This is a genomic window from Serratia sp. 4542, from assembly GCF_016805595.1.
Classification (GTDB): domain Bacteria; phylum Pseudomonadota; class Gammaproteobacteria; order Enterobacterales; family Enterobacteriaceae; genus Serratia; species Serratia nevei.
On the sequence record NZ_RXKV01000009.1, the window covers coordinates 195511 to 216137 of the forward strand.

At 62.6% G+C, this 20627-nt stretch carries 18 protein-coding genes; 12 read left to right on the top strand and 6 right to left on the bottom strand.

Features of this window, described 5'->3' with window-relative positions:
• Window positions 1-8 precede the first annotated feature (8 nt).
• Window positions 9-1274 (bottom strand): 4-aminobutyrate--2-oxoglutarate transaminase, encoded by a 1266-nt coding sequence (locus EKL15_RS11615; protein ID WP_048234933.1) that lies wholly within the window; start codon window positions 1272-1274, stop codon window positions 9-11.
• Window positions 1275-1395: 121 nt separating this feature from the next.
• On the opposite strand from EKL15_RS11615, the gene EKL15_RS11620 reads away from it, so the two are divergent.
• Window positions 1396-2886, top strand: a complete 1491-nt coding sequence (locus EKL15_RS11620) for a PLP-dependent aminotransferase family protein (RefSeq protein WP_070915390.1) — start codon at window positions 1396-1398, stop codon at window positions 2884-2886.
• 15 nt (window positions 2887-2901) lie between these two features.
• Here the strand turns inward: EKL15_RS11620 and EKL15_RS11625 are convergent, their stop codons facing one another.
• Complete coding sequence (locus EKL15_RS11625) at window positions 2902-4521, bottom strand: ABC-F family ATP-binding cassette domain-containing protein (protein WP_197803651.1); 1620 nt, start codon at window positions 4519-4521, stop codon at window positions 2902-2904.
• 424 nt (window positions 4522-4945) lie between these two features.
• Here EKL15_RS11625 and EKL15_RS11630 point away from each other — a divergent pair, with 424 nt between their 5' ends.
• Entirely contained in the window at window positions 4946-6967 is a 2022-nt protein-coding gene (locus tag EKL15_RS11630) for an FAD-dependent oxidoreductase (protein WP_203089496.1), read from the top strand.
• 34 nt (window positions 6968-7001) lie between these two features.
• Here EKL15_RS11630 and rlmG read toward each other — a convergent pair whose 3' ends face one another.
• Window positions 7002-8141 (bottom strand): 23S rRNA (guanine(1835)-N(2))-methyltransferase RlmG, encoded by a 1140-nt coding sequence (rlmG, locus tag EKL15_RS11635; RefSeq protein ID WP_015379148.1) that lies wholly within the window; start codon window positions 8139-8141, stop codon window positions 7002-7004.
• A 149-nt stretch (window positions 8142-8290) separates the two neighbouring features.
• Between rlmG and EKL15_RS11640 the strand changes: the two genes are divergently transcribed.
• From EKL15_RS11640 to sstT, 5 genes are all read left to right on the top strand, one after another.
• The gene (locus tag EKL15_RS11640; RefSeq protein ID WP_004937154.1) at window positions 8291-8797 is read left to right on the top strand and encodes a M48 family metallopeptidase; all 507 of its coding nucleotides are present in this window, start codon (window positions 8291-8293) and stop codon (window positions 8795-8797) included.
• 50 nt (window positions 8798-8847) lie between these two features.
• Window positions 8848-9828 (top strand): Gfo/Idh/MocA family protein, encoded by a 981-nt coding sequence (locus EKL15_RS11645; RefSeq protein ID WP_197803649.1) that lies wholly within the window; start codon window positions 8848-8850, stop codon window positions 9826-9828.
• Window position 9829: 1 nt separating this feature from the next.
• Window positions 9830-10561: a glutamine amidotransferase gene (locus EKL15_RS11650; protein ID WP_060424716.1), complete on the top strand. Its 732-nt coding sequence runs from the start codon at window positions 9830-9832 to the stop codon at window positions 10559-10561.
• Between the two features lie 252 nt (window positions 10562-10813).
• Window positions 10814-11782: a TerC family protein gene (locus EKL15_RS11655; protein WP_060424713.1), complete on the top strand. Its 969-nt coding sequence runs from the start codon at window positions 10814-10816 to the stop codon at window positions 11780-11782.
• Between the two features lie 262 nt (window positions 11783-12044).
• Window positions 12045-13280, top strand: a complete 1236-nt coding sequence (sstT, locus tag EKL15_RS11660; protein WP_070915398.1) for a serine/threonine transporter SstT — start codon at window positions 12045-12047, stop codon at window positions 13278-13280.
• A gap of 52 nt (window positions 13281-13332) precedes the next feature.
• On the opposite strand, the gene EKL15_RS11665 is transcribed toward sstT, so the two are convergent.
• Genes EKL15_RS11665 through EKL15_RS11675 form a run of 3 tightly spaced genes read right to left on the bottom strand, consistent with a single transcriptional unit; the run spans window position 13333 to window position 16476 of the window.
• Complete coding sequence (locus EKL15_RS11665) at window positions 13333-14820, bottom strand: UxaA family hydrolase (protein WP_070915399.1); 1488 nt, start codon at window positions 14818-14820, stop codon at window positions 13333-13335.
• 20 nt (window positions 14821-14840) lie between these two features.
• Window positions 14841-16253 carry a glucuronate isomerase gene (gene uxaC / locus EKL15_RS11670; RefSeq protein WP_060424706.1) on the bottom strand — a complete coding sequence of 471 codons (1413 nt, stop codon included), beginning with the start codon at window positions 16251-16253 and terminating at the stop codon, window positions 14841-14843.
• Between the two features lie 55 nt (window positions 16254-16308).
• Entirely contained in the window at window positions 16309-16476 is a 168-nt protein-coding gene (locus EKL15_RS11675) for a hypothetical protein (protein ID WP_154618198.1), read from the bottom strand.
• A 77-nt stretch (window positions 16477-16553) separates the two neighbouring features.
• Here EKL15_RS11675 and EKL15_RS11680 point away from each other — a divergent pair, with 77 nt between their 5' ends.
• The 5 genes from EKL15_RS11680 (at window position 16554) to mzrA (ending at window position 20569) form a co-directional block, all read left to right on the top strand.
• Complete coding sequence (locus EKL15_RS11680) at window positions 16554-17852, top strand: MFS transporter (RefSeq protein WP_060440992.1); 1299 nt, start codon at window positions 16554-16556, stop codon at window positions 17850-17852.
• Window positions 17853-17971: 119 nt separating this feature from the next.
• Complete coding sequence (gene exuR, locus EKL15_RS11685; protein ID WP_004937137.1) at window positions 17972-18748, top strand: transcriptional regulator ExuR; 777 nt, start codon at window positions 17972-17974, stop codon at window positions 18746-18748.
• A 186-nt stretch (window positions 18749-18934) separates the two neighbouring features.
• The gene (locus EKL15_RS11690; protein WP_060424701.1) at window positions 18935-19381 is read left to right on the top strand and encodes a hypothetical protein; all 447 of its coding nucleotides are present in this window, start codon (window positions 18935-18937) and stop codon (window positions 19379-19381) included.
• A gap of 136 nt (window positions 19382-19517) precedes the next feature.
• Window positions 19518-20198 carry a DedA family protein gene (locus tag EKL15_RS11695; protein ID WP_049198505.1) on the top strand — a complete coding sequence of 227 codons (681 nt, stop codon included), beginning with the start codon at window positions 19518-19520 and terminating at the stop codon, window positions 20196-20198.
• Complete coding sequence (gene mzrA, locus EKL15_RS11700; protein WP_004937130.1) at window positions 20195-20569, top strand: EnvZ/OmpR regulon moderator MzrA; 375 nt, start codon at window positions 20195-20197, stop codon at window positions 20567-20569. Before EKL15_RS11695 ends, mzrA begins: the two co-directional genes overlap by 4 nt.
• Window positions 20570-20627: the final 58 nt, after the last annotated feature.

The window sequence follows — 20627 nt, forward strand, 5'->3', positions numbered from 1 at the left end:
TTCGCTCCTTAGTGGGCCAGCGCGCGAGACAGGATGCCCATCGCCTTGGTGAACTGATCGTCCGGGATGGTCAGCGGGTACAGGAAGCGAATCACGTTGCCGTTCACGCCGCAGCTCAGCAGCAGCAGCCCTTCTTCCATCGCCTTCTGCTGCACCTGACGGGTGATATCGGCAGATGGTTTGCCGGTGGCCGGATCGTTGAACTCCACCGCCACCATCGAGCCTTGCGCGCGCACATCGGCGATCGCCGGGCTGGTTTTGCGCGCCTGCTGCAACACTTCCACCAGGTGCTGCCCCAAACGCTGGGCGCGCTGGCACAGCTGCTCTTCGTCGATCACGTCCAGCACCGCATGCGCCGCGGCCACCGCCAGCGGGTTACCGGCATAGGTACCGCCCAGCCCGCCCGGCGCCGGCGCGTCCATCACCTCGGCGCGGCCCGCCACCGCCGACAGCGGCATGCCGCCCGCCAGGCTTTTCGCCATGGTGATCAGATCCGGTTTAACGCTGTAGTGCTCCATGGCGAACAGCTTGCCGGTACGGGCGAAGCCGGTCTGCACTTCGTCGGCGATCAGCAGGATGCCATGCTGGTCGCACAGCGCGCGCAGCGCCTGCATGAACTCGGCCGGCGCCACGTTGAAGCCGCCTTCGCCCTGCACCGGCTCCAGCACGATCGCCGCCACCTGCTTGGGATCGATATCCGCTTTAAACAGGCGATCCAGGCTGTTCATCGCGTCTTCGGTAGTCACGCCGTACAGCGCATTCGGGTACTGGCCGTGGAACACCGAGCCGGGGAATGGGCCAAAGCCCAGTTTGTAAGGCGCCACTTTGCCGGTCAGCGCCATGGTCATATAGGTGCGGCCGTGGAAACCGCCGCCGAAGGTGATCAATCCCGGACGGCCGGTGTAAGCACGGGCGATCTTCACCGCGTTTTCCACCGCTTCCGCGCCGGTGGTGAAGAAGGCGGTTTTACACGGGCCGGCGATCGGCGCGCGCTGGTTGATGCGCTCCGCCAACGAGACATAGCTTTCGTAAGGAACGATCTGATAGGCGGTGTGGGTGAAGGCCTGCAGCTGCTTTTCAATCGCGGCGATCACCTTCGGGTGGCGGTGGCCGGTGTTCAGCACGGCGATCCCCGAGGCGAAATCGATCACTTCTTTGCCTTCCACATCCCACAGCGTGGCGTTCTCTGCGCGCTCGGCGTAAAAACCACACATCACGCCCACTCCGCGCGGGGTGGCGTCCTGACGGCGTTGGTTCAATTCTGCGTTTTTCATGCTGTTCTCTCCGGTCGGTGCCAGTTACACGTTTCGTTCACATTCGTGAAACAATGCCGTTTATTTACACAGGATGTGGCCCTATAATCGAGTGCCAGTTACGAATAATTGAGGGATCCAATTGCGCTCATTGAGTGGTGATCTGTTGCTGCAGCGCCTCGGCGAGCAGCCCGATGACAAGCTGCACAAGCGGCTTTACAACGCGATCCGCACCAGCATTCTCGACGGCAGCCTGCCGCCCTCCAGCCGCCTGCCCGCCTCGCGCGATCTGGCGCAGGAACTCAGCCTGTCCCGCAACACCGTGTTAACCGTTTATGAACAACTATTGGCGGAAGGTTACGTGTTGGCGCGCGCCGGCAGCGGCACCTTCGTCGCCGACACGGTGCCGGACAGCTGCCTCTCCACCGGCAGCGCCCCGGCGGACGGCAGCGGGCAACCGCGCCGCGTCGAACTGTCGGAGCGCGGCGCCACGCTGCTGCACCACGCCAGCGCCAGCCCCAAACAGTGGGGGGCATTCATTCCCGGCGTGCCCGACGTCAACGCCTTCCCCCATCAGCTGTTCAGCAAGATCCAGGCGCGCCTCAGCCGCCGCCCGGCGCCGCAGCGGCTGACCTACAGCAATCAGGGCGGTAGCCCGGAGCTGCAGCATGCGCTGGTGGAGTATTTACGGGTGGCGCGCTCGGTGCGCTGCTCGCCGGAACAGATCCTGATCACCGAGGGCATCCATCAGGCGATCGATCTGGTGACGCGCATGCTGTGCAATCCAGGGGATGACGCCTGGATCGAAGAGCCGGGCTATTGGGGGATCCGCAATATCCTGCGCATCAATGCGCTGAACATCTGCCCGCTGGCGGTGGACGAAGCCGGGCTGGTGCCGCCGGAGCAGCCGACCAACCCACCGCGGCTGATCTTCGTGACCCCGTCGCACCAGTATCCGCTCGGCTCGGTGATGAGCCTGGCGCGCCGCCAACGGCTGCTGGCGCTGGCGCGCAACGCCGGCGGCTGGATCGTCGAGGACGACTACGACAGCGAATTCCGCTTTTCCGGCCAACCGATCCCGGCGCTGCAAGGGCTGGAGGCCGACGCGCCGGTGATTTACATCGGCACCTTCAGCAAAACGCTCTACCCGGCGCTGCGCCTCGGCTATGTGGTGTTACCGCCGCCGCTGGTGCAGGCGCTGAAAACCGCCCACGCCGAGCTGTACCGAGGTGGGCACCTCCTGATCCAGAGCGCGCTGGCTGAATTTATTCAGGCAGGGCACTACACCGCGCATATCCGCCGCATGCGGTTGCTGTACGCCCGGCGGCGCGCCTTCCTGACCGGATTGATCGAACAGCACATCGGCAAACAGGCGCTCAGCGAATTCAACAGCAACGCCGGATTGCACCTGATCCTCAACCTGCCGGACGAGGCCGACGACGTGGCGATCGCCGCCGCCGCCGGCGCGCAGGGGGTGCTGGTGCGGCCGCTGTCGCGCTACTACATGCTGCCCAACCGCCGGCGCGGCCTGCTGATGGGGTTTGCCTGCGTGCCGGAAGAGCAGATGGCCGCGGCCTTCACCCAACTGTTGGCCTGCATTAACGCGCCCGAGATGAAAAAGGCGGCCCCCTAGGGCCGCCTTTGCGCGTTACCAGGCCTGAAGCCGCCAGCCGTCCGCCTGCCGGTTCAGGCGGTGCGTCGGCCGCAGCGCCTGCAGGAAGTCTTCGTCGTGCGATACCACCAGCATCGCGCCGGGGAAATCCGCCAGGGCAGTTTCGATCGCCAGCGACGACGCCAGATCCAGGTGGTTGGTCGGTTCGTCCAGCAACAGCAGCTGTGCCGGTTGTCGCCGCCACAGCGCGCAGGCCAGCGCCGCCTTGAGCCGTTCGCCGCCGCTAAGCGAGCCCAGCGGCAGCGCGATGCGATCCGCGCCAAGCTGCAGCTGCGCCAGCCGGGTGCGCAACGCGCCTTCCGCCAGCGGCGAATCCTGCAGCCCCAGATGGTCCATCACCGACAGACTCGGGTCGAGCTGCGACAGAGTTTGATCGAGGTAGGCCGTCGACAGCGGGCAATGACAATGGCCGGAAAGCGCCGTCAGCTGACCGAGAACGGTCTTCAGCAAGGTGGATTTGCCGCAGCCGTTGGGGCCGGTCAACGCCACGCGCATCGGGCCGTCGATCCGCAGATCCAGCGGCGGCGCGCTGACGAACGGCAGCTGCAGCTGCTCGAGTACCAGTACCTGCTTGTTCGCGCTCACTTCGCTGCCCGGCAGCGCCAGCAACACCGGCTGCTCGTCCTCCACCCGCTGATAGGCCTCGCGCACCGCCGCATCGAGGCTGTCACGCTGATCCTGATGCTGTTTGCGCAGCGTGCCAAGGCTCTCCTTCGCCGCCGATTTGTAGGCCGCCCGTTCGAAAGAGGCGATATTCAGCGTATCGACGACGCGCAGCGTTTGCGCCGAGCGCCGCTGGCTCATGTCGTGCTCTTTCTGCTGACGGGCGCGGGTGCGGCGGCGCTCCTCGCGCGCATGTTCCAGATCGGCGCGCGCCGCCTGCTGCTCCGTGTCGCGCTGGCGCCGGTAGTCGTCGTAGTTGCCGCCATAGCTGCGCAGCGCGCCGGGCGTCAGTTCGACGATGCGCTCCATACGCCCCAGCAGCTGCCGATCATGGCTGGCGATCAGCAGCCCGCCGCGCCACTGATCCAGCTGCTGATACAGCCAGGCGCGCCCGGCGCTGTCGAGGTGGTTGGTCGGTTCGTCCAACAGCAGATAATCCGCCTCCCCCAGAAAAGCGCCACACAGCGCCGCGCGCATCCGTTCGCCGCCGCTCAGTGAGCTTGCGGGTCGCAGCGGATCGAAGGCCGGCAGCCCGGCGGCGGCGAAGGCGCTTTGCAGGCGATCGTTGAGATCCCAGCGTCCTTCCAGACGATCGATGTCGTCCGCCAACGGCCGCCCTTGCTCGATGCGCGCCAGCGCGGCGAAGACCTCTCCGTAGCCCAGCAGCTGCGCCAGCGTGGTGTTCGCCGCGATCTCCGGCTGCTGCGCAACGTAAGCCAATGCGGCATGGGATTCGACGTGCCCGTTGCCCGGCCGCTCCCGCCCGGCGATCAGGCGCAGCAGCTGGGTTTTGCCGACGCCGTTACGCCCCACCAGGCCGCAGCGCGACCGTTCGAAAGCGAGATCCAGCGGGCCGAACAGCGTTTCGCCGTCAGCAAATTGGCAGGTCAGTTGATGTAAAACGAAATAAGGGGACTGCGCAAAATGAGCCATAAGCACTCCTGAATGAGATCAAAACATCCCCACAGGGCGCGGGAGCGCACAGCGTGGGACCCGATATCAGCAGGTGTGGTTGTTCATTTTCGGTTATGGCTCCGCAGAGAGAAGGTATTTACAACGCGCAAAGGTTAACCGATCTTTTGTTCGTTATGCAAACGGTGCCTGAGATTCATGACGTCTATCACATTCGGCACAACGCAGATTCCCAAGCGGCGCGACAACGGCTAGATTTATCTCATCCGACCACTTGTGTTCACATAATAATAACAGATGCTCATCCCCAATCGCTTTCAACCTGTAGCTAGGCGGCAAGTTCGGGCGTTCCCAGGAGCTTACTCAAGTAAGTGACTGGGGCGAGCGAACGCAGGCAACAACGCTGCAGGTTGAAAGAGGCGGGGGATGAACGATGGAGAGTGCAATGAGCAATTACCCTCACCTGCTGGCGCCGCTGGATCTCGGCTTCACCACCCTGAAAAACCGGGTGCTGATGGGATCGATGCATACCGGCCTGGAAGAGCTGCCTGACGGCCCGCAGCGCCTGGCCGCGTTCTATGCCGAGCGTGCCGCCGCCGGCGTGGCCCTGATCGTCACCGGCGGCATCGCGCCCAACGACAAAGGCGTGGTGTATCGCGGCGGTTCCACCCTCAACAACGAGGCGCAGCTGCCTCACCATTGGCCGGTCACCGAGGCCGTTCATCGCGCGGGCGGCAAGATAGCGCTGCAGATCCTGCATGCCGGCCGCTACAGCTATCAGCCGCACCCGGTGGGCCCTTCCGCGCTGCAGGCGCCGATCAATCCCTTCGCGCCAAGCGCGCTGAGTGAAGCGGAGATCGAGCAGACCATCGCCGACTTCGCCCGCTGCGCGGCGCTGGCGCAACAGGCCGGCTACGACGGCGTTGAGGTGATGGGTTCCGAAGGCTACCTGATCAACCAATTTTTGGCGGCGCGCACCAACCAGCGCGACGATCGCTGGGGCGGCAGCTTCACCAACCGCATGCGCTTCGCCGTCGAGATCGTGCGGGCGGTGCGCCAGGCGGTGGGCGCGGAATTCATTCTGATCTACCGGCTGTCGATGCTCGATCTGGTGGAAGACGGCTCCAGCTGGCAGGAGATTGAACAGCTGGCGCTGGCGGTCGAACAGGCGGGCGCCACGATCATCAATACCGGTATCGGCTGGCACGAGGCGCGCATCCCGACCATCGCCACCATGGTGCCGCGCGCCGGGTTCAGCTGGGTGACCCGCAAGCTGATGGGCAAGGTGGGTATTCCGCTGATCACCACTAACCGCATCAACGATCCGGCGGTGGCCGAGCAGGTGCTGGCGGACGGCTGTGCCGACATGGTGTCGATGGCGCGCCCGTTCCTCGCCGACGCCGCCTTTGTGCAGAAAGCCGCCGAGGGACGCGCCGACGAGATCAATACCTGCATCGGTTGCAACCAGGCCTGTCTCGACCAGATTTTTGAAGGCAAGCTGACGTCTTGCCTGGTCAACCCGCGCGCCTGCCGCGAAACCGAAATGCCGTTGACGATGGCGGAGAAACCGAAAAAGCTGGCGGTGATCGGCGCCGGCCCCGCCGGGCTGGCCTTCGCCACCACTGCCGCCAGCCGCGGCCATCAGGTGACGCTGTTCGACGCGGCCGATCAGATCGGCGGCCAGTTCAACATCGCCAAGCAGATCCCCGGCAAGGAAGAATTCCATGAAACCCTGCGTTACTTCCGCCGCCAGCTGGCGCTGCGCGAAGTGACGGTCAGGCTGGGCGTCAAGGTCGAGGCGGCGGATTTAAGCGAATTCGACGAAGTGATCCTCGCCTGCGGCATCTTGCCGCGCACCCCGGACATCCCCGGCATCGGCCACGCCAAGGTGCTGAGCTATCTGGACGTGCTGCGCGATAAAAAACCGGTCGGCCAGCGGGTGGCGATCGTCGGCGCCGGCGGCATCGGCTTCGACACCGCCGAGTACCTCAGCCAGCACGGCGTGTCCAGCAGCCAGGATCAGGCGGAATTCAACCGCGAATGGGGCATTGACGGCCGCCTTGAGCAGCGCGGCGGGCTGGCGGCGCAAGGCCCTCAGGCGCCACGCGCCGCGCGGCAAATCTATCTGCTGCAGCGCAAAACCAGCAAAGTGGGCGAAGGCCTGGGGAAAACCACTGGTTGGATCCACCGCGCCAGCCTGGCGATGCGCGGCGTGAAAATGCTCAACAGCGTCAGCTATCGGCTGATCGACGACGAAGGGCTGCACATCACCCGCGCCGAGCAGGACAGCTGCCTGCCGGTAGACACGGTGGTCATCTGCGCCGGGCAGGAACCACGCCGCGAGCTGCAGCAGCCGCTGCAGGCGATGGGGAAAATCGTACATCTGATCGGCGGCGCCGACGTGGCCGCCGAGCTGGACGCCCGCCGCGCGATCGATCAGGGTACGCGGCTGGCGATGGCGCTGTAAAAAAGGGGCGCACAGCGCCCCTTGGTCATCACGCTCAGCGACGCGCGCCGGATTTAACCGCTCTCAAGATCACGAACTTCTTGTTCGAGGCCACCAGCGTGCAGTTGCCGAACAGACGCTTGAGCTTCTGATGATAGTCGAGGTGGCGGTTGCCGACGATGCGTAACTCGCCGCCTACCTGCAGGCAGCGCTTGGCGTCGCAGAACATCTGCCAGGCGGTGTGATCGGTAATGGCATGCTGCTGGTGGAACGGCGGGTTACACAGCACCGCCTGCACGCTTTCGCGCTCGATGCCCGCGAGCGCGTTGTTCACCTCAAACTGACAGCGATCCAGCTCTTGCGGCAGGTTGTGCTCCACGTTCAGCTCGCTGGAGGCCACCGCCATGTAAGATTCATCGACGAAGGTCACCTGCGCTTCCGGGTTTTGCGCCAGCGCCGTCAGGCCAATCACGCCGTTGCCGCAGCCCAGATCGACGATATGGCCGTTCAGGCCACGCGGCAGATGTTCCATAAACAGGCGCGCGCCGATATCCAGGCTGCCGCGCGAGAAGACGTTGGCGTGGTTGTGGATAAGCCAATCGGTGCCGTCCAGCGTCCAGTCGGTGGTTTCCGCCGCCGCCGGTGGGACGATATCCGCCGCCTGGCAGAAGATCAGGCGCGCTTTCTTCCACGCCAGGCTGGTGCGCGTCGGGCCCAGCACCTTTTCAAACAGCTGCATCGTCGAGGTATGCACGTCGCGCGCCTTGGCGCCGGCGACGATCAGCGTGTCTTCGGTCACGACGTGGCGCAGCGCGCGCAGCTGCTGCTCCAGCAGCGCCAGCGCTTTCGGCACGCGAATCAGCACCACCGCCGGCGCCGCCGGCAGCTCGGCCAGGCTGTCCAACAGCGTGACCTGCTCGGGATCCAGACCGTTGAGCTTCAGGTTGTGGCGCGTCGCCAGCTGGCTCATGTACGAGTCGCTGACGCTGTAAGGACGATGCGCGTGCAGCGCACAGGCCAGGGTGCCGAAGTTATCGTTGAAAATCAGCACCGGACGGCCGCCGATATCTACGTTTTCAAGCTGTTGCAGCAGATATTCGTCCGCTGCTTCCCACGCCTGCAGTTGGGTGGATTCTTCCTGTTGGGGATAACGCTCCAGCTCAAGTTGCTGTGTTCCCAGATCGAGTTGGCTCATTGCCCCTCCTGACTGATAAAATTTGGGCTGTTTATCCCCTAAAAACGCCCGTCAGTAAAATGTTTTTTCGGATAAATTGCGTATGTCAGGATTTGAGCGAAAAAACAGCATAGAATGACCGGCTGAATGGCCGTTGATACGGAACAAGAATGTCTGAATTGACCTACCTGCAAGGCTACCCAACGCATCTGCAAAGCCAGGTGCAGCAACTGATCCATCAGAACCGGCTGGGAGACGTGCTGCTGCAGCGCTATCCGCAGGTGCACGACTGTACCACCGACAAGTCGCTGTATCAGTTTACCGTCGATCTGAAAAACCAGTATCTGCGCAACGCCCAGCCGCTGAGCAAGGTGGCCTACGACAGCAAGATCCACGTCATGAAGCACGCGCTTGGCCTGCATACCGCCATCTCGCGCGTGCAGGGCGGCAAGCTGAAGGCCAAGGCGGAAATCCGCGTGGCGACGGTGTTCAAGGTGGCGCCCGAACCCTTCCTGCGCATGATCGTGGTGCATGAGCTGGCGCACCTGAAAGAGAAAGATCACAACAAGGCGTTCTACAGCCTGTGCTGCCATATGGAGCCGGATTACCACCAGCTGGAGTTCGATACCCGGCTGTATCTGACGCACCTTTCGCTGTTCGGCGAGCTGTATGCATAGCGAGTGAGGCCGTGATAATCTGCGGTTTTAGGCCTGGACCGGAGCTCGCCATGATTCGCTTTGCCGTCGTCGGCACCAACTGGATTACGGAACGTTTTATCGATGCCGCCCATGAAAGCGGCAAACTCAAGCTGAGCGCCGTGTATTCACGCTCGCTGGACCAGGCGCAGGCCTTTGGCGCCAACTATCAGGTCACGCAGTTTTTCGACTCGCTCGAGGCGATGGCGCAGTCTGACGCCATAGACGCGGTGTATATCGCCAGCCCCAATTCCCTGCACTGCCCGCAGTCGCTGCTGTTCCTGCGCCATAAAAAACACGTGATCTGCGAAAAGCCGCTGGCCTCCAACCAGCGCGAAGCGGAACAGCTGGTAGCCTGCGCGCGGGAAAATCAGGTGGTGCTGTTCGAAGCGTTCAAAAGCGCCTACTTGCCGAATTTCCTGGCGCTGCAGCAGGCATTGCCGAAAGTCGGCCGGCTGCGCAAAGCCTTTATCAACTACTGCCAATACTCTTCGCGCTACCCGCGCTATCTCGCCGGCGAGAACCCCAACACCTTTAACCCCCAGTTCTCCAACGGCTCGATCATGGACATCGGCTACTACTGCCTGGCCAGCGCGGTAGCGCTGTTCGGCGCGCCGCAGTCGGTGCTGGCCAGCGCCACGCTGCTGAATACCGGCGTGGACGCCCACGGCACCGTCTGTCTGAACTACGGCGATTTCGACGTCACGCTTTCCCATTCCAAGGTCAGCGACTCGGCGATCCCCAGCGAGATCCAGGGGGAAGAAGGCACGCTGATTATCGACAAGATTTCCGAGTGTCAGGGCGTGGCGCTGACGCCGCGCGGCGGCAACCGCCAGGATCTGAGCCAGACACAGCACATCAATACCATGCTGTATGAAGCGCTGGCCTTCGCCGAGCTGATTGAGAAGCATCAGGTGGAACACCCGGGGCTGGAGAATTCGCTGATCGTCGCCCGCCTGCTGACCGACATCCGCCGCCAGACCGGCGTCGTCTTCCCCGCCGACGGAGAATGAGATGAAACCGCTGCTCGTGATGCAAACCGGCGACGCGCCGCAGGCCATTCGCCAGGAACTGGCCAACTTTGAAGGTATGTTCCTGCAACAGGGCAACATCGACGCCGAACGCGCGCACATCGTGCATCTTCCCGCCGGCGAACGGCCGTTGCCGCCGGCCGCCTATTGCGGCGTAGTCATCACCGGATCGCCGGCGATGGTGACCGAACAGCTGCCGTGGAGCGAGGAAGCCGCCGAATGGCTGCGTCAGGCGATGGCGATCAAACTGCCGCTGTTCGGCGTCTGCTACGGCCACCAGCTGCTGGCCTACGCGCTCGGCGGCGAAGTGGGCTACCACCCGCAGGGCATGGAGGTGGGTACGCTGGAGATCGAACTGCTGCCCGCCGCGGCCGAAGACCGGCGGCTCACCCTGCTGCCGCCGCGTTTCAAGGCCAACCTTATCCATTCGCAGAGCGTGCTGACGCCGCCCGCCGGCGCGCAGACGCTGGCGCGTTCGCAGCAGGACGCGCACCAGATCCTGCGCTATGGCGATCACGCCCTGACCACCCAGTTCCATCCGGAATTCAACGGCGCGGTGATGAGCCAGTATCTGCAGTGGCTTGGCGAACTGCATCCCGAGCAACAAGCCCGCTATCAACAGCAACAACAACAGGTTAGCGACACGCCGTTCAGCCGCCTGCTGCTGCAGGGATTCGTCGTCAGCCTCGGCGCGCAAAAAGCGATGGCCGGCTAACGCGATTCACGTTGACCGCCGACACATTTTGCATTACTTTCTGCTCTGCAAAGGGGAGTAACTTCATTGCCGGTCAATCGTCATTACGATGCGCAAGCATCCGGTTACCGGGCAACCTGATGTCAAAGGTGTAACCACCTTCATCAACGTTGTAAGTGAGACCTTGCCGGAAGGCGAGGTTTGCTTGCAGCGTTCACAGAGCGGCTGGCGTCTTCCGACGTTGGCCGTTTTTGTTTTTGAAGGATACCTCTGATGATGAATTCCGTTGGCACACCGTGGTTATGGGGCAGCTTCGCCGCCGTCATAGTCGTGATGCTCGCAATCGACCTCCTGTTGCAGGGCCGTAAAGGCGCGCACACCATGACCCTGAAGCAGGCCGCCAGCTGGTCGCTGGTGTGGGTCAGCCTCTCCCTGCTGTTCAATTTCGGTTTCTGGTACTACCTGAATGAAACCGCCGGGCGCGCCGTCGCCGATACCCAGGCGCTGGCCTTCCTGACCGGCTACCTGATCGAAAAAGCGCTGGCGGTGGATAACGTGTTCGTCTGGCTGATGCTGTTCAGCTACTTCGCCGTGCCGGCCAACCTGCAGCGGCGGGTGCTGATCTACGGCGTGCTGGGCGCGATCGTCCTGCGTACCATCATGATCTTCGCCGGCAGCTGGCTGGTCAGCCAGTTCCAGTGGCTGCTGTATCTGTTCGGCGCCTTCCTGCTGTTCACCGGTATCAAGATGGCGCTGGCGAAGGAAGATGACTCGGCGATCGGCGACAAGCCGCTGGTGAAATGGCTGCGCAGCCACCTGCGCATGACCGACAGCCTGGAAGGCGAGCGCTTCTTCGTGCGCCGCAACGGCATCCTGTTCGCCACCCCGCTGGTGCTGGTGCTGATCCTGGTCGAACTGAGCGACGTGATCTTCGCGGTGGACAGCATCCCGGCGATCTTCGCCGTGACCACCGATCCGTTCATTGTCCTGACCTCTAACCTGTTCGCCATCATGGGCCTGCGCGCCATGTACTTCCTGCTGGCCAACGTAGCGGAGCGTTTCTCGATGCTGAAATATGGCCTGTCGGTGATCCTGGTGTTTATCGGCATCAAGATGCTGATTATCGACTTCTTCCACATCCCGATCGGCGTGTCGCTCGGCGTGGTGGCAGGCATCCTGACGCTTACCTTGCTGATCAACGCCTGGGTCAATCGCCGCAACGATCGCCTGGCGAAGAAATAACCACAATCTGTTATCCGGGGCGCTAGTCGCCCCGCGATTGTTTGGCAATTCCCCCAAAACGCCAAACGTTATTGCGATCACACAAATGTAACCAGTATGTTATCAAGTGTTGATCCGCGCTCAGAATTTCATCCCCGCCTCTTTCCAACATCATTCGATTGCTGAATACTGATTCGGCAAACACACTTAGTTACAGAATCATATAAAGCTACCCGGCGTCGTTCCCGCCGCGGCGGCCAGATAACATCAGGAAGAAAGCACTATGCAAAAACTACTACAAAGGATTACTCAGGGCAGCTTGGTCAAACAAATCATGGTCGGCCTGGTGGCCGGCATTCTGGTGGCGCTGGTTTCGCCGGCAGCCGCGGCCGCCGTCGGCCTGCTCGGTACCCTGTTCGTCGGCGCGCTGAAAGCGGTGGCGCCGGTGCTGGTGCTGATTCTGGTGATGGCCTCGATCGCCAACCATAAACAGGGGCAGAAGACCAACATTCGCCCGATCCTGTTCCTCTACCTGCTGGGCACCTTTGCCGCCGCGCTGGTGGCGGTCGTCGTCAGCTTTATCTTCCCTTCTACGCTGGCGCTGACCACCGGCGCGACGGACATTACCCCGCCGGGCGGCATCGTGGACGTGATGAAAGGCCTGTTGATGAGCGTGGTGGCCAACCCGTTCCATGCGCTGATTAACGCCAACTACATCGGTATTCTGGCGTGGGCCGTCGGGCTGGGGCTGGCGCTGCGCCACGCTTCCGAAACCACTAAAGGGCTGATCAACGACATGTCCCATGCGGTTACGCTGGTGGTGCGCGCGGTGATCCGCTGTGCGCCGCTCGGCATCTTCGGCCTGGTGGCTTCCACGCTGGCGGAAACCGGCTTCGGCGTGCTGTGGGGCTACGCCCAGTTGCTGATGGTGCTGCTCGGCTGCATGCTGCTGGTGGCGCTGGTGCTCAACCCGCTGATCGTTTACTGGAAAATCCGCCGCAACCCGTATCCGTTGGTGTTCGCCTGCCTGCGCGAGAGCGGCGTGACCGCCTTCTTCACCCGCAGCTCCGCCGCCAACATCCCGGTGAACATGGAGCTGTGCAAGAAGCTGAATCTGAATGAGGACACCTACTCGGTTTCCATCCCGCTGGGCGCCACCATCAACATGGCCGGCGCGGCGATCACCATCACCGTGCTGACGCTGGCGGCGGTGAACACGCTGGGCATCGCGGTGGACGTCCCGACCGCTCTGCTGCTGAGCGTGGTGGCCGCCCTGTGCGCCTGCGGGGCCTCCGGCGTGGCCGGCGGCTCGCTGCTGCTGATCCCGTTGGCGTGCAACATGTTCGGCATTCCGAACGACGTGGCGATGCAGGTGGTGGCGGTCGGCTTTATTATCGGCGTGCTGCAGGATTCGGCGGAAACCGCCCTCAACTCCTCCACCGACGTGCTGTTCACCGCCGCGGCCTGCCAGGCGGAAGATCAACGGCTGGCGAACGAAGACCCGCTGAAGGTGCGTTAAGCGCAAGTTGCTTCATAAAAAGGCGCTCCCTCGAGCGCCTTTTTTGTCAGCGTTAGAGCGTCACCCCGCTTTTAAAGATCGCCAGCTCGCGGAAATCGTTGGCTTCATTGCGCGCCGGGCGGCCGTTGGCGATCTCGACGATCAGATCGACGAAGCGGCCGAGCAAGGTCTCCATCGCCACGCCGTGGATCAGGCCGCCGGCGTCGAAATCGATCCAATGCGGTTTCTTCGCCGCCAGCTCGCTGTTGGTGGCCAGCTTCACCGTCGGCACAAAGCCGCCGTACGGCGTGCCGCGCCCGGTGCTGAACAGCACCATATGGCAGCCGGCACCGGCCAGCGCGCTGGTCGCCACCGCATCGTTGCCCGGCGCGCTGAGCAGATTCAGCCCCGGCACGCGCAGCCGCTCACCGTACTTCAGCACGTCCACCACCTGGCTCAGGCCCGCTTTTTGGGTGCAGCCGAGCGATTTCTCTTCCAGCGTGGTAATGCCGCCGGCCTTATTGCCCGGCGATGGGTTCTCGTATATCGGCTGTTGATGGGCGATGAAATAGCGTTTGAAATCGTTGATCATGTCGACGGTTTTGTCGAAGGTCTCCCCGTCGCGGCAGCGGCTCATCAGAATGCGCTCGGCGCCGAACATCTCCGGCACTTCGGTCAGCACCGTGGTGCCGCCGTTGGCGATCACATAATCGGAAAAGCGCCCCAGCAACGGGTTGGCGGTGATGCCCGACAATCCGTCCGAACCGCCGCACTCCAGGCCGAACTTCAGCTCGCTCAGGCGGCCCGGCTCGCGGCGATCGTGGCGCATCTCCCGGTACAGCTCGTGCAACAGCGCCAGCCCGGCCTCCACCTCGTCGTCCTGCTGTTGGCACACCATAAAGCGCAGCCGCCGCTCGTCCGCCATCCCCAGCGTGGCGCGAAAAGCATCCACCTGATTGTTCTCGCACCCCAGCCCGATCACCAGCACCGCGCCGGCGTTGGGATGGCGCGCCATGTTCTGCAGCATGATGCGGGTGTTGGCATGATCCTGCCCCAGCTGCGAGCAGCCGAACGGATGGCTGAACAGATGCACGCCGTCGATCCCCTCCGCCTGCGTTTGCTGCAAAAAGCGCTGCTGGATCTGGCGGGCGATGCCGTTGACGCAGCCGACGGTCGGCACGATCCACAGTTCGTTGCGGATCCCCACGTCGCCGCCGGCCCGGCGGTACAGCTGCACCTCGCGATCCGCCGCCTGCGGCGGCAACGCCGGGAACTGCGGCTGGTAACGGTAGCTGTCCAGATCGCTCAGGTTGGTTTTGGCGTTTTGCGAATGAATATGCTCCCCAGGGCCGATGGCCACGAGCGCGTGGCCGATCGGCTGGCCATATTTGATGATGTCCTCGCCCTCGGCGATCGGGCCGAGCGCAAACTTGTGCCCGCGCGCCACCGGCTGCGCCAGCGGAACGGCGACGCCTGCCAGCTCAACCGTGTCTCCGGCGGCCAGGTCGCGCAGCGCTACCGCCACGTTATCCTGCTCGTGAATCTTTATCGTACTTTGCATAAACCGGTCCCGGATAACGGCTACGCCAGGTCAATGGCGAAATAGTCTTTGGCGTTGTCGAAGCAGATGTTTTTCACCATCCCGCCCAGCAGCGCGATATCGGCCGGCGCTTCGCCGTCCGTCACCCAGCGGCCGATCATCTGGCAAAGGATGCGGCGGAAGTATTCATGGCGCGTATACGACAGGAAGCTGCGACTGTCGGTCAGCATGCCGACGAAGCGGCTCAGCAGCCCGAGCTGCGCCAGCTGCGTCATTTGGCGCTGCATGCCGTCCTTCTGATCGTTGAACCACCAGCCGGAGCCAAACTGCATCTTGCCCGGCGTGCCTTCCCCCTGGAAATTGCCGATCATGGTACCGATCACTTCGTTATCGCGCGGGTTGAGGCAATAGAGAATGGTTTTCGGCAGGCCGCCCTGCCGCGCCTGGGCATCCAGCAGCCGCGACAGCGGCTCCGCCAGCGGCCGATCGTTGATCGAGTCGAAGCCGATATCCGGCCCGACGGCGGCCAACATGCGGCTGTTGTTATTGCGCAGCGCGCCGATGTGATATTGCTGCACCCAGCCGCGGCGCCGGTATTCGCCGGCCAGGAACAGCAGCACCGCGCTTTTGAACTGCGCGCTCTGTTCCGGCGTCGGCAGCTCGCCGTTCAGGCGACGCAGCAGGATCGCATCCAGCGTCGCTTCATCGGCCTCGCCGAACACCACCACGTCCAGCGCATGGTCGGCCACCTTGCAACCGTGGGCGGCGAAGTGATCCATACGCTTGTGCAGGGCGTCGCACAGCATGCTGAAACGGCCGATGGCGGTGTCCGCCGCCGCCTCCAGCTGCCGCAGATAGTCATTGAAGCCGGGCGCATCGATGGCGAAGGCCTTGTCCGGCCGCCAGCTCGGCAACACCTTGATATCGAAGCTATGATCGTCGGCGATCGCCCGATGGTGGCGCAGATCGTCGATCGGATCGTCGGTGGTACCGACCATTTTCACGTTCATCTGCCGCATGATGCCGCGCGCGCGAAACTCATCCTGCGCCAGCAGCGCATTGCCGCGCTGCCAGATCTCATCCGCCGTGCTCGGCGACAGCAGCGTCCCGGTGATGCCGAACGGCCGGCGCAGCTCCAGGTGTGTCCAGTGATAGAGCGGGTTGCCAATGGTGTGCGGCACCGTGGCGGCCCAGGCGTCGAATTTCTCGCGATCGCCCGCATCGCCGGTGCACAGCCGCTCCGCCACGCCGTTGGTGCGCATCGCCCGCCATTTGTAGTGATCGCCCCGCAGCCAGATATCGTACAGGTTGCTGAAGCGGGTATTCTCCGCAATTTGCTGCGGCGGCAAATGGCAGTGGTAGTCGAAAATCGGCTGCTGCGCCGCGTAGTCATGGTACAAACGCCGGGCAAATTCGCTGTCCAGCAGGAAATCTTCGCTCAAAAACGTCGCCATCTCGGGCTCCTTACCTTACTTGCCGTGCGGCACAGGGATCGAATCACAAAAGTTATCACACCAATTTTAGCGAGCGTCCAGCAAATTTTTCCCGCCATCTGCCGTTTTGCTGTCCTCCAATCCCTTTTTCACTCGTTTTTACGGCAAATGTGCGGCATAAACGCCCTATTTCACCGGCGACAGTATCGCTCAGGCGAATAATGCCTTTTGTGATATCACTCAACTTTTAAACCTGTATGACAGGTTATTGTCTCGCCAGCCGCATCGCCGGCCATACCTTCAAACGGGGAGACATTTCGGATGCGTAAAATTAAAGGGTTACGCTGGTACATGATCGGGCTGGTGACCGTCGGCACCGTGCTGGGTTACCTGACCCGCAACGCCATCGCCGTGGCGGCGCCGACGCTGGAAGATACGCTGCACATCACCACCCAGCAGTATTCCTATATCGTCGCCGCCTATTCCGCCTGCTACACCGTGATGCAGCCGGTGGCGGGCTATGTGTTGGACGTGCTCGGCACCAAGGTCGGTTACGCCATGTTCGCCATTCTTTGGGCGGTGTTCTGTATGGGCACCGCGCTGGCCAACAGCTGGGGCGGACTGGCGTTGGCGCGCGGCGCGGTCGGCATGGCCGAGGCGGCGATGATCCCCGCCGGGCTGAAGGCCAGCAGCGAGTGGTTTCCGGCCAAAGAGCGTTCGATCGCCGTCGGCTATTTCAACGTCGGTTCGTCGATCGGCGGCATGATCGCCCCGCCGCTGGTGGTATGGGCCATCGTGGCGCACAGCTGGGAGATGGCGTTCATCATCACCGGCGTGCTGAGCCTGATCTGGGCCATCTGCTGGCTGCTGTTCTACAAGCACCCGAAAGATCAGAAGAAACTGAGCCAGGAAGAGCGTCGTTACATCCTCGAAGGCCAGGAAGCGCAGCACCAGACCTCAAACGCCAAAAAGATGTCCGCCTGGCAGATCGTGCGCAACCGCCAGTTCTGGGGCATCGCGCTGCCGCGCTTTCTGGCGGAACCGGCCTGGGGCACCTTCAACGCCTGGATCCCACTGTTCATGTTCAAGGCCTACGGCTTTAATCTGAAAGAGATCGCCATGTTCGCCTGGATGCCGATGCTGTTCGCCGATCTCGGCTGCATCGTCGGCGGCTACCTGCCGCCGCTGTTCCAGAAGTATTTCAAGGTCAATCTGATCGTCTCGCGCAAGCTGGTGGTGACGATGGGGGCGGTGTTGATGATCGGCCCCGGCATGATCGGCCTGTTCACCAGCCCTTATGCGGCTATCGCGCTGCTGTGCGTCGGCGGTTTCGCCCATCAGGCGCTGTCCGGCGCGCTGATCACCCTCTCTTCCGACGTGTTCGGCCGCAATGAGGTGGCGACCGCCAACGGCCTGACCGGCATGGCGGCCTGGACCGCCAGCACGCTGTTCGCCCTGGTGGTCGGCGCCCTGGCGGACACCCTCGGTTTCAGCCCGCTGTTCGCCGCACTGTCGGTCTTCGACATTCTCGGCGCCATCGTCATCTGGACGGTGCTGCAAAACCGCCCGGCCGCCGAAGCGCAGCCTGCCACGCTGCAGCCAGCCCCGGCGCGCAGCTGATCCCGCCGCCCGGCCGCCGCGCCGGGCCTTTTGCTCCTCTGGCAGCGGTGCCGAATAAGTGGTATAACAAATCCGATGGCCACGCGCCCCCTCCCACCGCACCGTATAGAGCATTCACTATGGAATTCACCGAAACCAGACGCCTGTATCAGCAACTGGCCGCCGAGCTTAAGCAACGTATCGAAAGCGGCCGCTACCCGGTAGGCGACAAGCTGCCGGCCGAGCGATACATCGCCGAAGAGATGAATGTCAGCCGCACCGTGGTGCGCGAAGCGATCATCATGCTGGAAGTGGAAGGCTATGTGGACGTGCGCAAGGGTTCCGGGATCCACGTGGTGTCCAACCAGCAAAAACACCTGGTGGTGCCGGGCGACAGCATCGAGTTCGCCACCGCCGGCCCGTTTGAGCTGCTGCAGGCGCGCCAGCTGATCGAAAGCAACATCGCCGAATTCGCCGCCACCCAGGTGACCAAACAAGATATCGTGCAGCTGATGGAGATCCAGGAGCACGCCCGCAAAGAGGATCGCTTCCGCGACTCGCAGTGGGATCTGAAGTTCCACGTGCAGGTGGCGCTGGCCACCCAGAACACCGCCATGGCCACCATCGTGGAAAAAATGTGGGTGCAGCGGGTCAACAACCCTTACTGGAAGAAACTGCACGAGCATATCGACGAACGTTCGATCGCCAGCTGGTGCGACGATCACGATCAGATCCTCAAGGCGCTGATGCGCAAAGATCCTTACGCCGCCAAACTGGCGATGTGGCAGCACCTGGAAAACACCAAGCAGATGCTGTTTAACGCCACCAGCGACGACTTCGAATACAACGCCGATCGCTACCTGTTCGCCGAGAATCCGGTGGTACATCTGGATGGCGTGAACCACGAGCCGAAATAGCCCCGGCGGTCAAAAACCGTCGGCTTATGTCAGGTAATGTAAAATCCGCTGAATCGATGCCGGAACCGCCGTTTGCCGTGTACTATTTCACCGTCGGCAACGTAGATTTCCCTGTTGCCAATCGTGCTATTTTGGTAGAGTTAGCCCACTTTTTTACCCATTGCTGCGGGGGCGGGACGCGAATAAATGCGCTGGTTGTTTGCCATGCTGATTGCTGTTTTCTGCTGGACCGGTTCGGTCTCCGGCCAACAGCTATGCGTGGCGTCACCCAAGCCTACCCCCAGCGCGCTGAGCAGCCTGCCGCTGCTGGCGGAGCCGGCGCTTTCCCCCTATGATCATGTGTATCGGGCGCCGGCCGAAGCGCGCCGCAAAGCCCCCGGCAAGTTGCCGCTGCTGCTGCCCAGAGCGCACTCTTTCCCCGGTTCGCTGCTCGCGTCCTCTCTGACGGCGCCGGTCTATACCCTGGCCGCAGAGCCGGGCTACCGAATTCGTTTCCCCCGCCAGGACACCCCGGCCCCCAACCGGCTTGCCCAGGTCGACTGGACGCTGGACGCCTCCAGGCAACAGAGCCGGCAGGCCGGCTGGAAAGAAAGCAACATGCAGTACCGTGGCACGCTGACTTACCACCTATGACCGGTGTCGCACCGCTTAGAAACCTTAAAGCAACGCCGTTTCATCGTTATCAGCATTCAGGATCGCCGCGCGCTTTCAGCCCACGCCCGCTCCGCCGCTGAGATAAAAATAAACAATGACGTTTTAGGAACACCGGATGGATATCATTAAAGAACTGATACATGCCTTGTGGCAGCAGGATTTTGAGACGCTGGCGAACCCTTCGTTGGTGTGGACCCTCTACATTCTGCTGTTCATGATCCTGTTTTTGGAAAACGGCCTGCTGCCGGCCGCTTTCCTGCCGGGCGACAGCCTGCTGATCCTGGTTGGCGTGCTGATCGCCAAAGGCACCATGGGCTTCCCGCTGACCATCGTCATCCTGACCGTCGCCGCCAGCCTGGGGTGCTGGGTCAGCTATATACAGGGCCGATGGCTCGGCAATACGCGAACGGTGCAAGGCTGGCTTTCGCACCTGCCGGCCCACTACCATCAGCGCGCTCACAACCTGTTCCACCGTCACGGGCTTTCCGCCCTGCTGGTCGGCCGCTTCCTGGCCTTCGTGCGCACCCTGCTGCCGACCATCGCCGGCCTGTCCGGCCTGAGCAACGCGCGCTTCCAGTTCTTCAACTGGATGAGCGGCCTGCTGTGGGTCTTGATTCTGACGACGCTGGGTTTCGCGCTGGGGAAAACCCCGGTGTTCCGCAAGTATGAAGATCAGCTGATGTTCTGCCTGATGATGTTGCCGCTGGTGTTGCTGGTGGTCGGGCTGGTCGGCTCACTGATCGTGCTGTGGCGCAAAAAACGCGCCGGCAGCCAGAATCCGGGGAAAGGGGCGTGACAGCAAAGCGCCCGCGCTGGCAATACGTCTTGATGATCGCGCTCGCCCTGCTGGCGTTGGCGACGCTGTTGGTGCCCTGCATGGTGCGCACCGAGAGCGAGCTGCGCATTCGCGCCAGCCAGCAAGGGCTGTCGCTGCCCGACGGTTTTTACGTCTATCAGCGCCTGGATGAGCGCGGCATCCGCATCAAAAGCATTACGCCGGAAGGCGATGGCCTGGTCATCCGTCTGGATTCGCCGGAGCAGCAATTGCTGGCGCGCGAAGCGCTGCAAACCATCCTGCCGCCCGGTTACCACATCGCGTTGAGCGAGTCCCCCGTGCCGTCGCACTGGGTACGCGAATTTGCGCGTTCCCCACTCAATCTGGGATAATCCCCTTCATATGAAGGGGTTTCCTTTCATTGCCATTATCTTCATTTTCATTCGCATC

Coding starts and splice junctions, on each gene's coding strand:
- EKL15_RS11650 (WP_060424716.1), top strand. CDS start 9,830: ATGAAACCGCTGCTCGTGATGCAAACCGGCGACGCGCCGCAGGCCATT.
- EKL15_RS11690 (WP_060424701.1), top strand. CDS start 18,935: ATGCGCTGGTTGTTTGCCATGCTGATTGCTGTTTTCTGCTGGACCGGT.
- sstT (WP_070915398.1), top strand. CDS start 12,045: ATGCAAAAACTACTACAAAGGATTACTCAGGGCAGCTTGGTCAAACAA.
- EKL15_RS11640 (WP_004937154.1), top strand. CDS start 8,291: ATGTCTGAATTGACCTACCTGCAAGGCTACCCAACGCATCTGCAAAGC.
- EKL15_RS11680 (WP_060440992.1), top strand. CDS start 16,554: ATGCGTAAAATTAAAGGGTTACGCTGGTACATGATCGGGCTGGTGACC.
- EKL15_RS11655 (WP_060424713.1), top strand. CDS start 10,814: ATGATGAATTCCGTTGGCACACCGTGGTTATGGGGCAGCTTCGCCGCC.
- EKL15_RS11630 (WP_203089496.1), top strand. CDS start 4,946: ATGAGCAATTACCCTCACCTGCTGGCGCCGCTGGATCTCGGCTTCACC.
- EKL15_RS11695 (WP_049198505.1), top strand. CDS start 19,518: ATGGATATCATTAAAGAACTGATACATGCCTTGTGGCAGCAGGATTTT.
- uxaC (WP_060424706.1), bottom strand. CDS start 16,253: ATGGCGACGTTTTTGAGCGAAGATTTCCTGCTGGACAGCGAATTTGCC.
- rlmG (WP_015379148.1), bottom strand. CDS start 8,141: ATGAGCCAACTCGATCTGGGAACACAGCAACTTGAGCTGGAGCGTTAT.
- EKL15_RS11645 (WP_197803649.1), top strand. CDS start 8,848: ATGATTCGCTTTGCCGTCGTCGGCACCAACTGGATTACGGAACGTTTT.
- exuR (WP_004937137.1), top strand. CDS start 17,972: ATGGAATTCACCGAAACCAGACGCCTGTATCAGCAACTGGCCGCCGAG.
- EKL15_RS11625 (WP_197803651.1), bottom strand. CDS start 4,521: ATGGCTCATTTTGCGCAGTCCCCTTATTTCGTTTTACATCAACTGACC.
- EKL15_RS11665 (WP_070915399.1), bottom strand. CDS start 14,820: ATGCAAAGTACGATAAAGATTCACGAGCAGGATAACGTGGCGGTAGCG.
- EKL15_RS11615 (WP_048234933.1), bottom strand. CDS start 1,274: ATGAAAAACGCAGAATTGAACCAACGCCGTCAGGACGCCACCCCGCGC.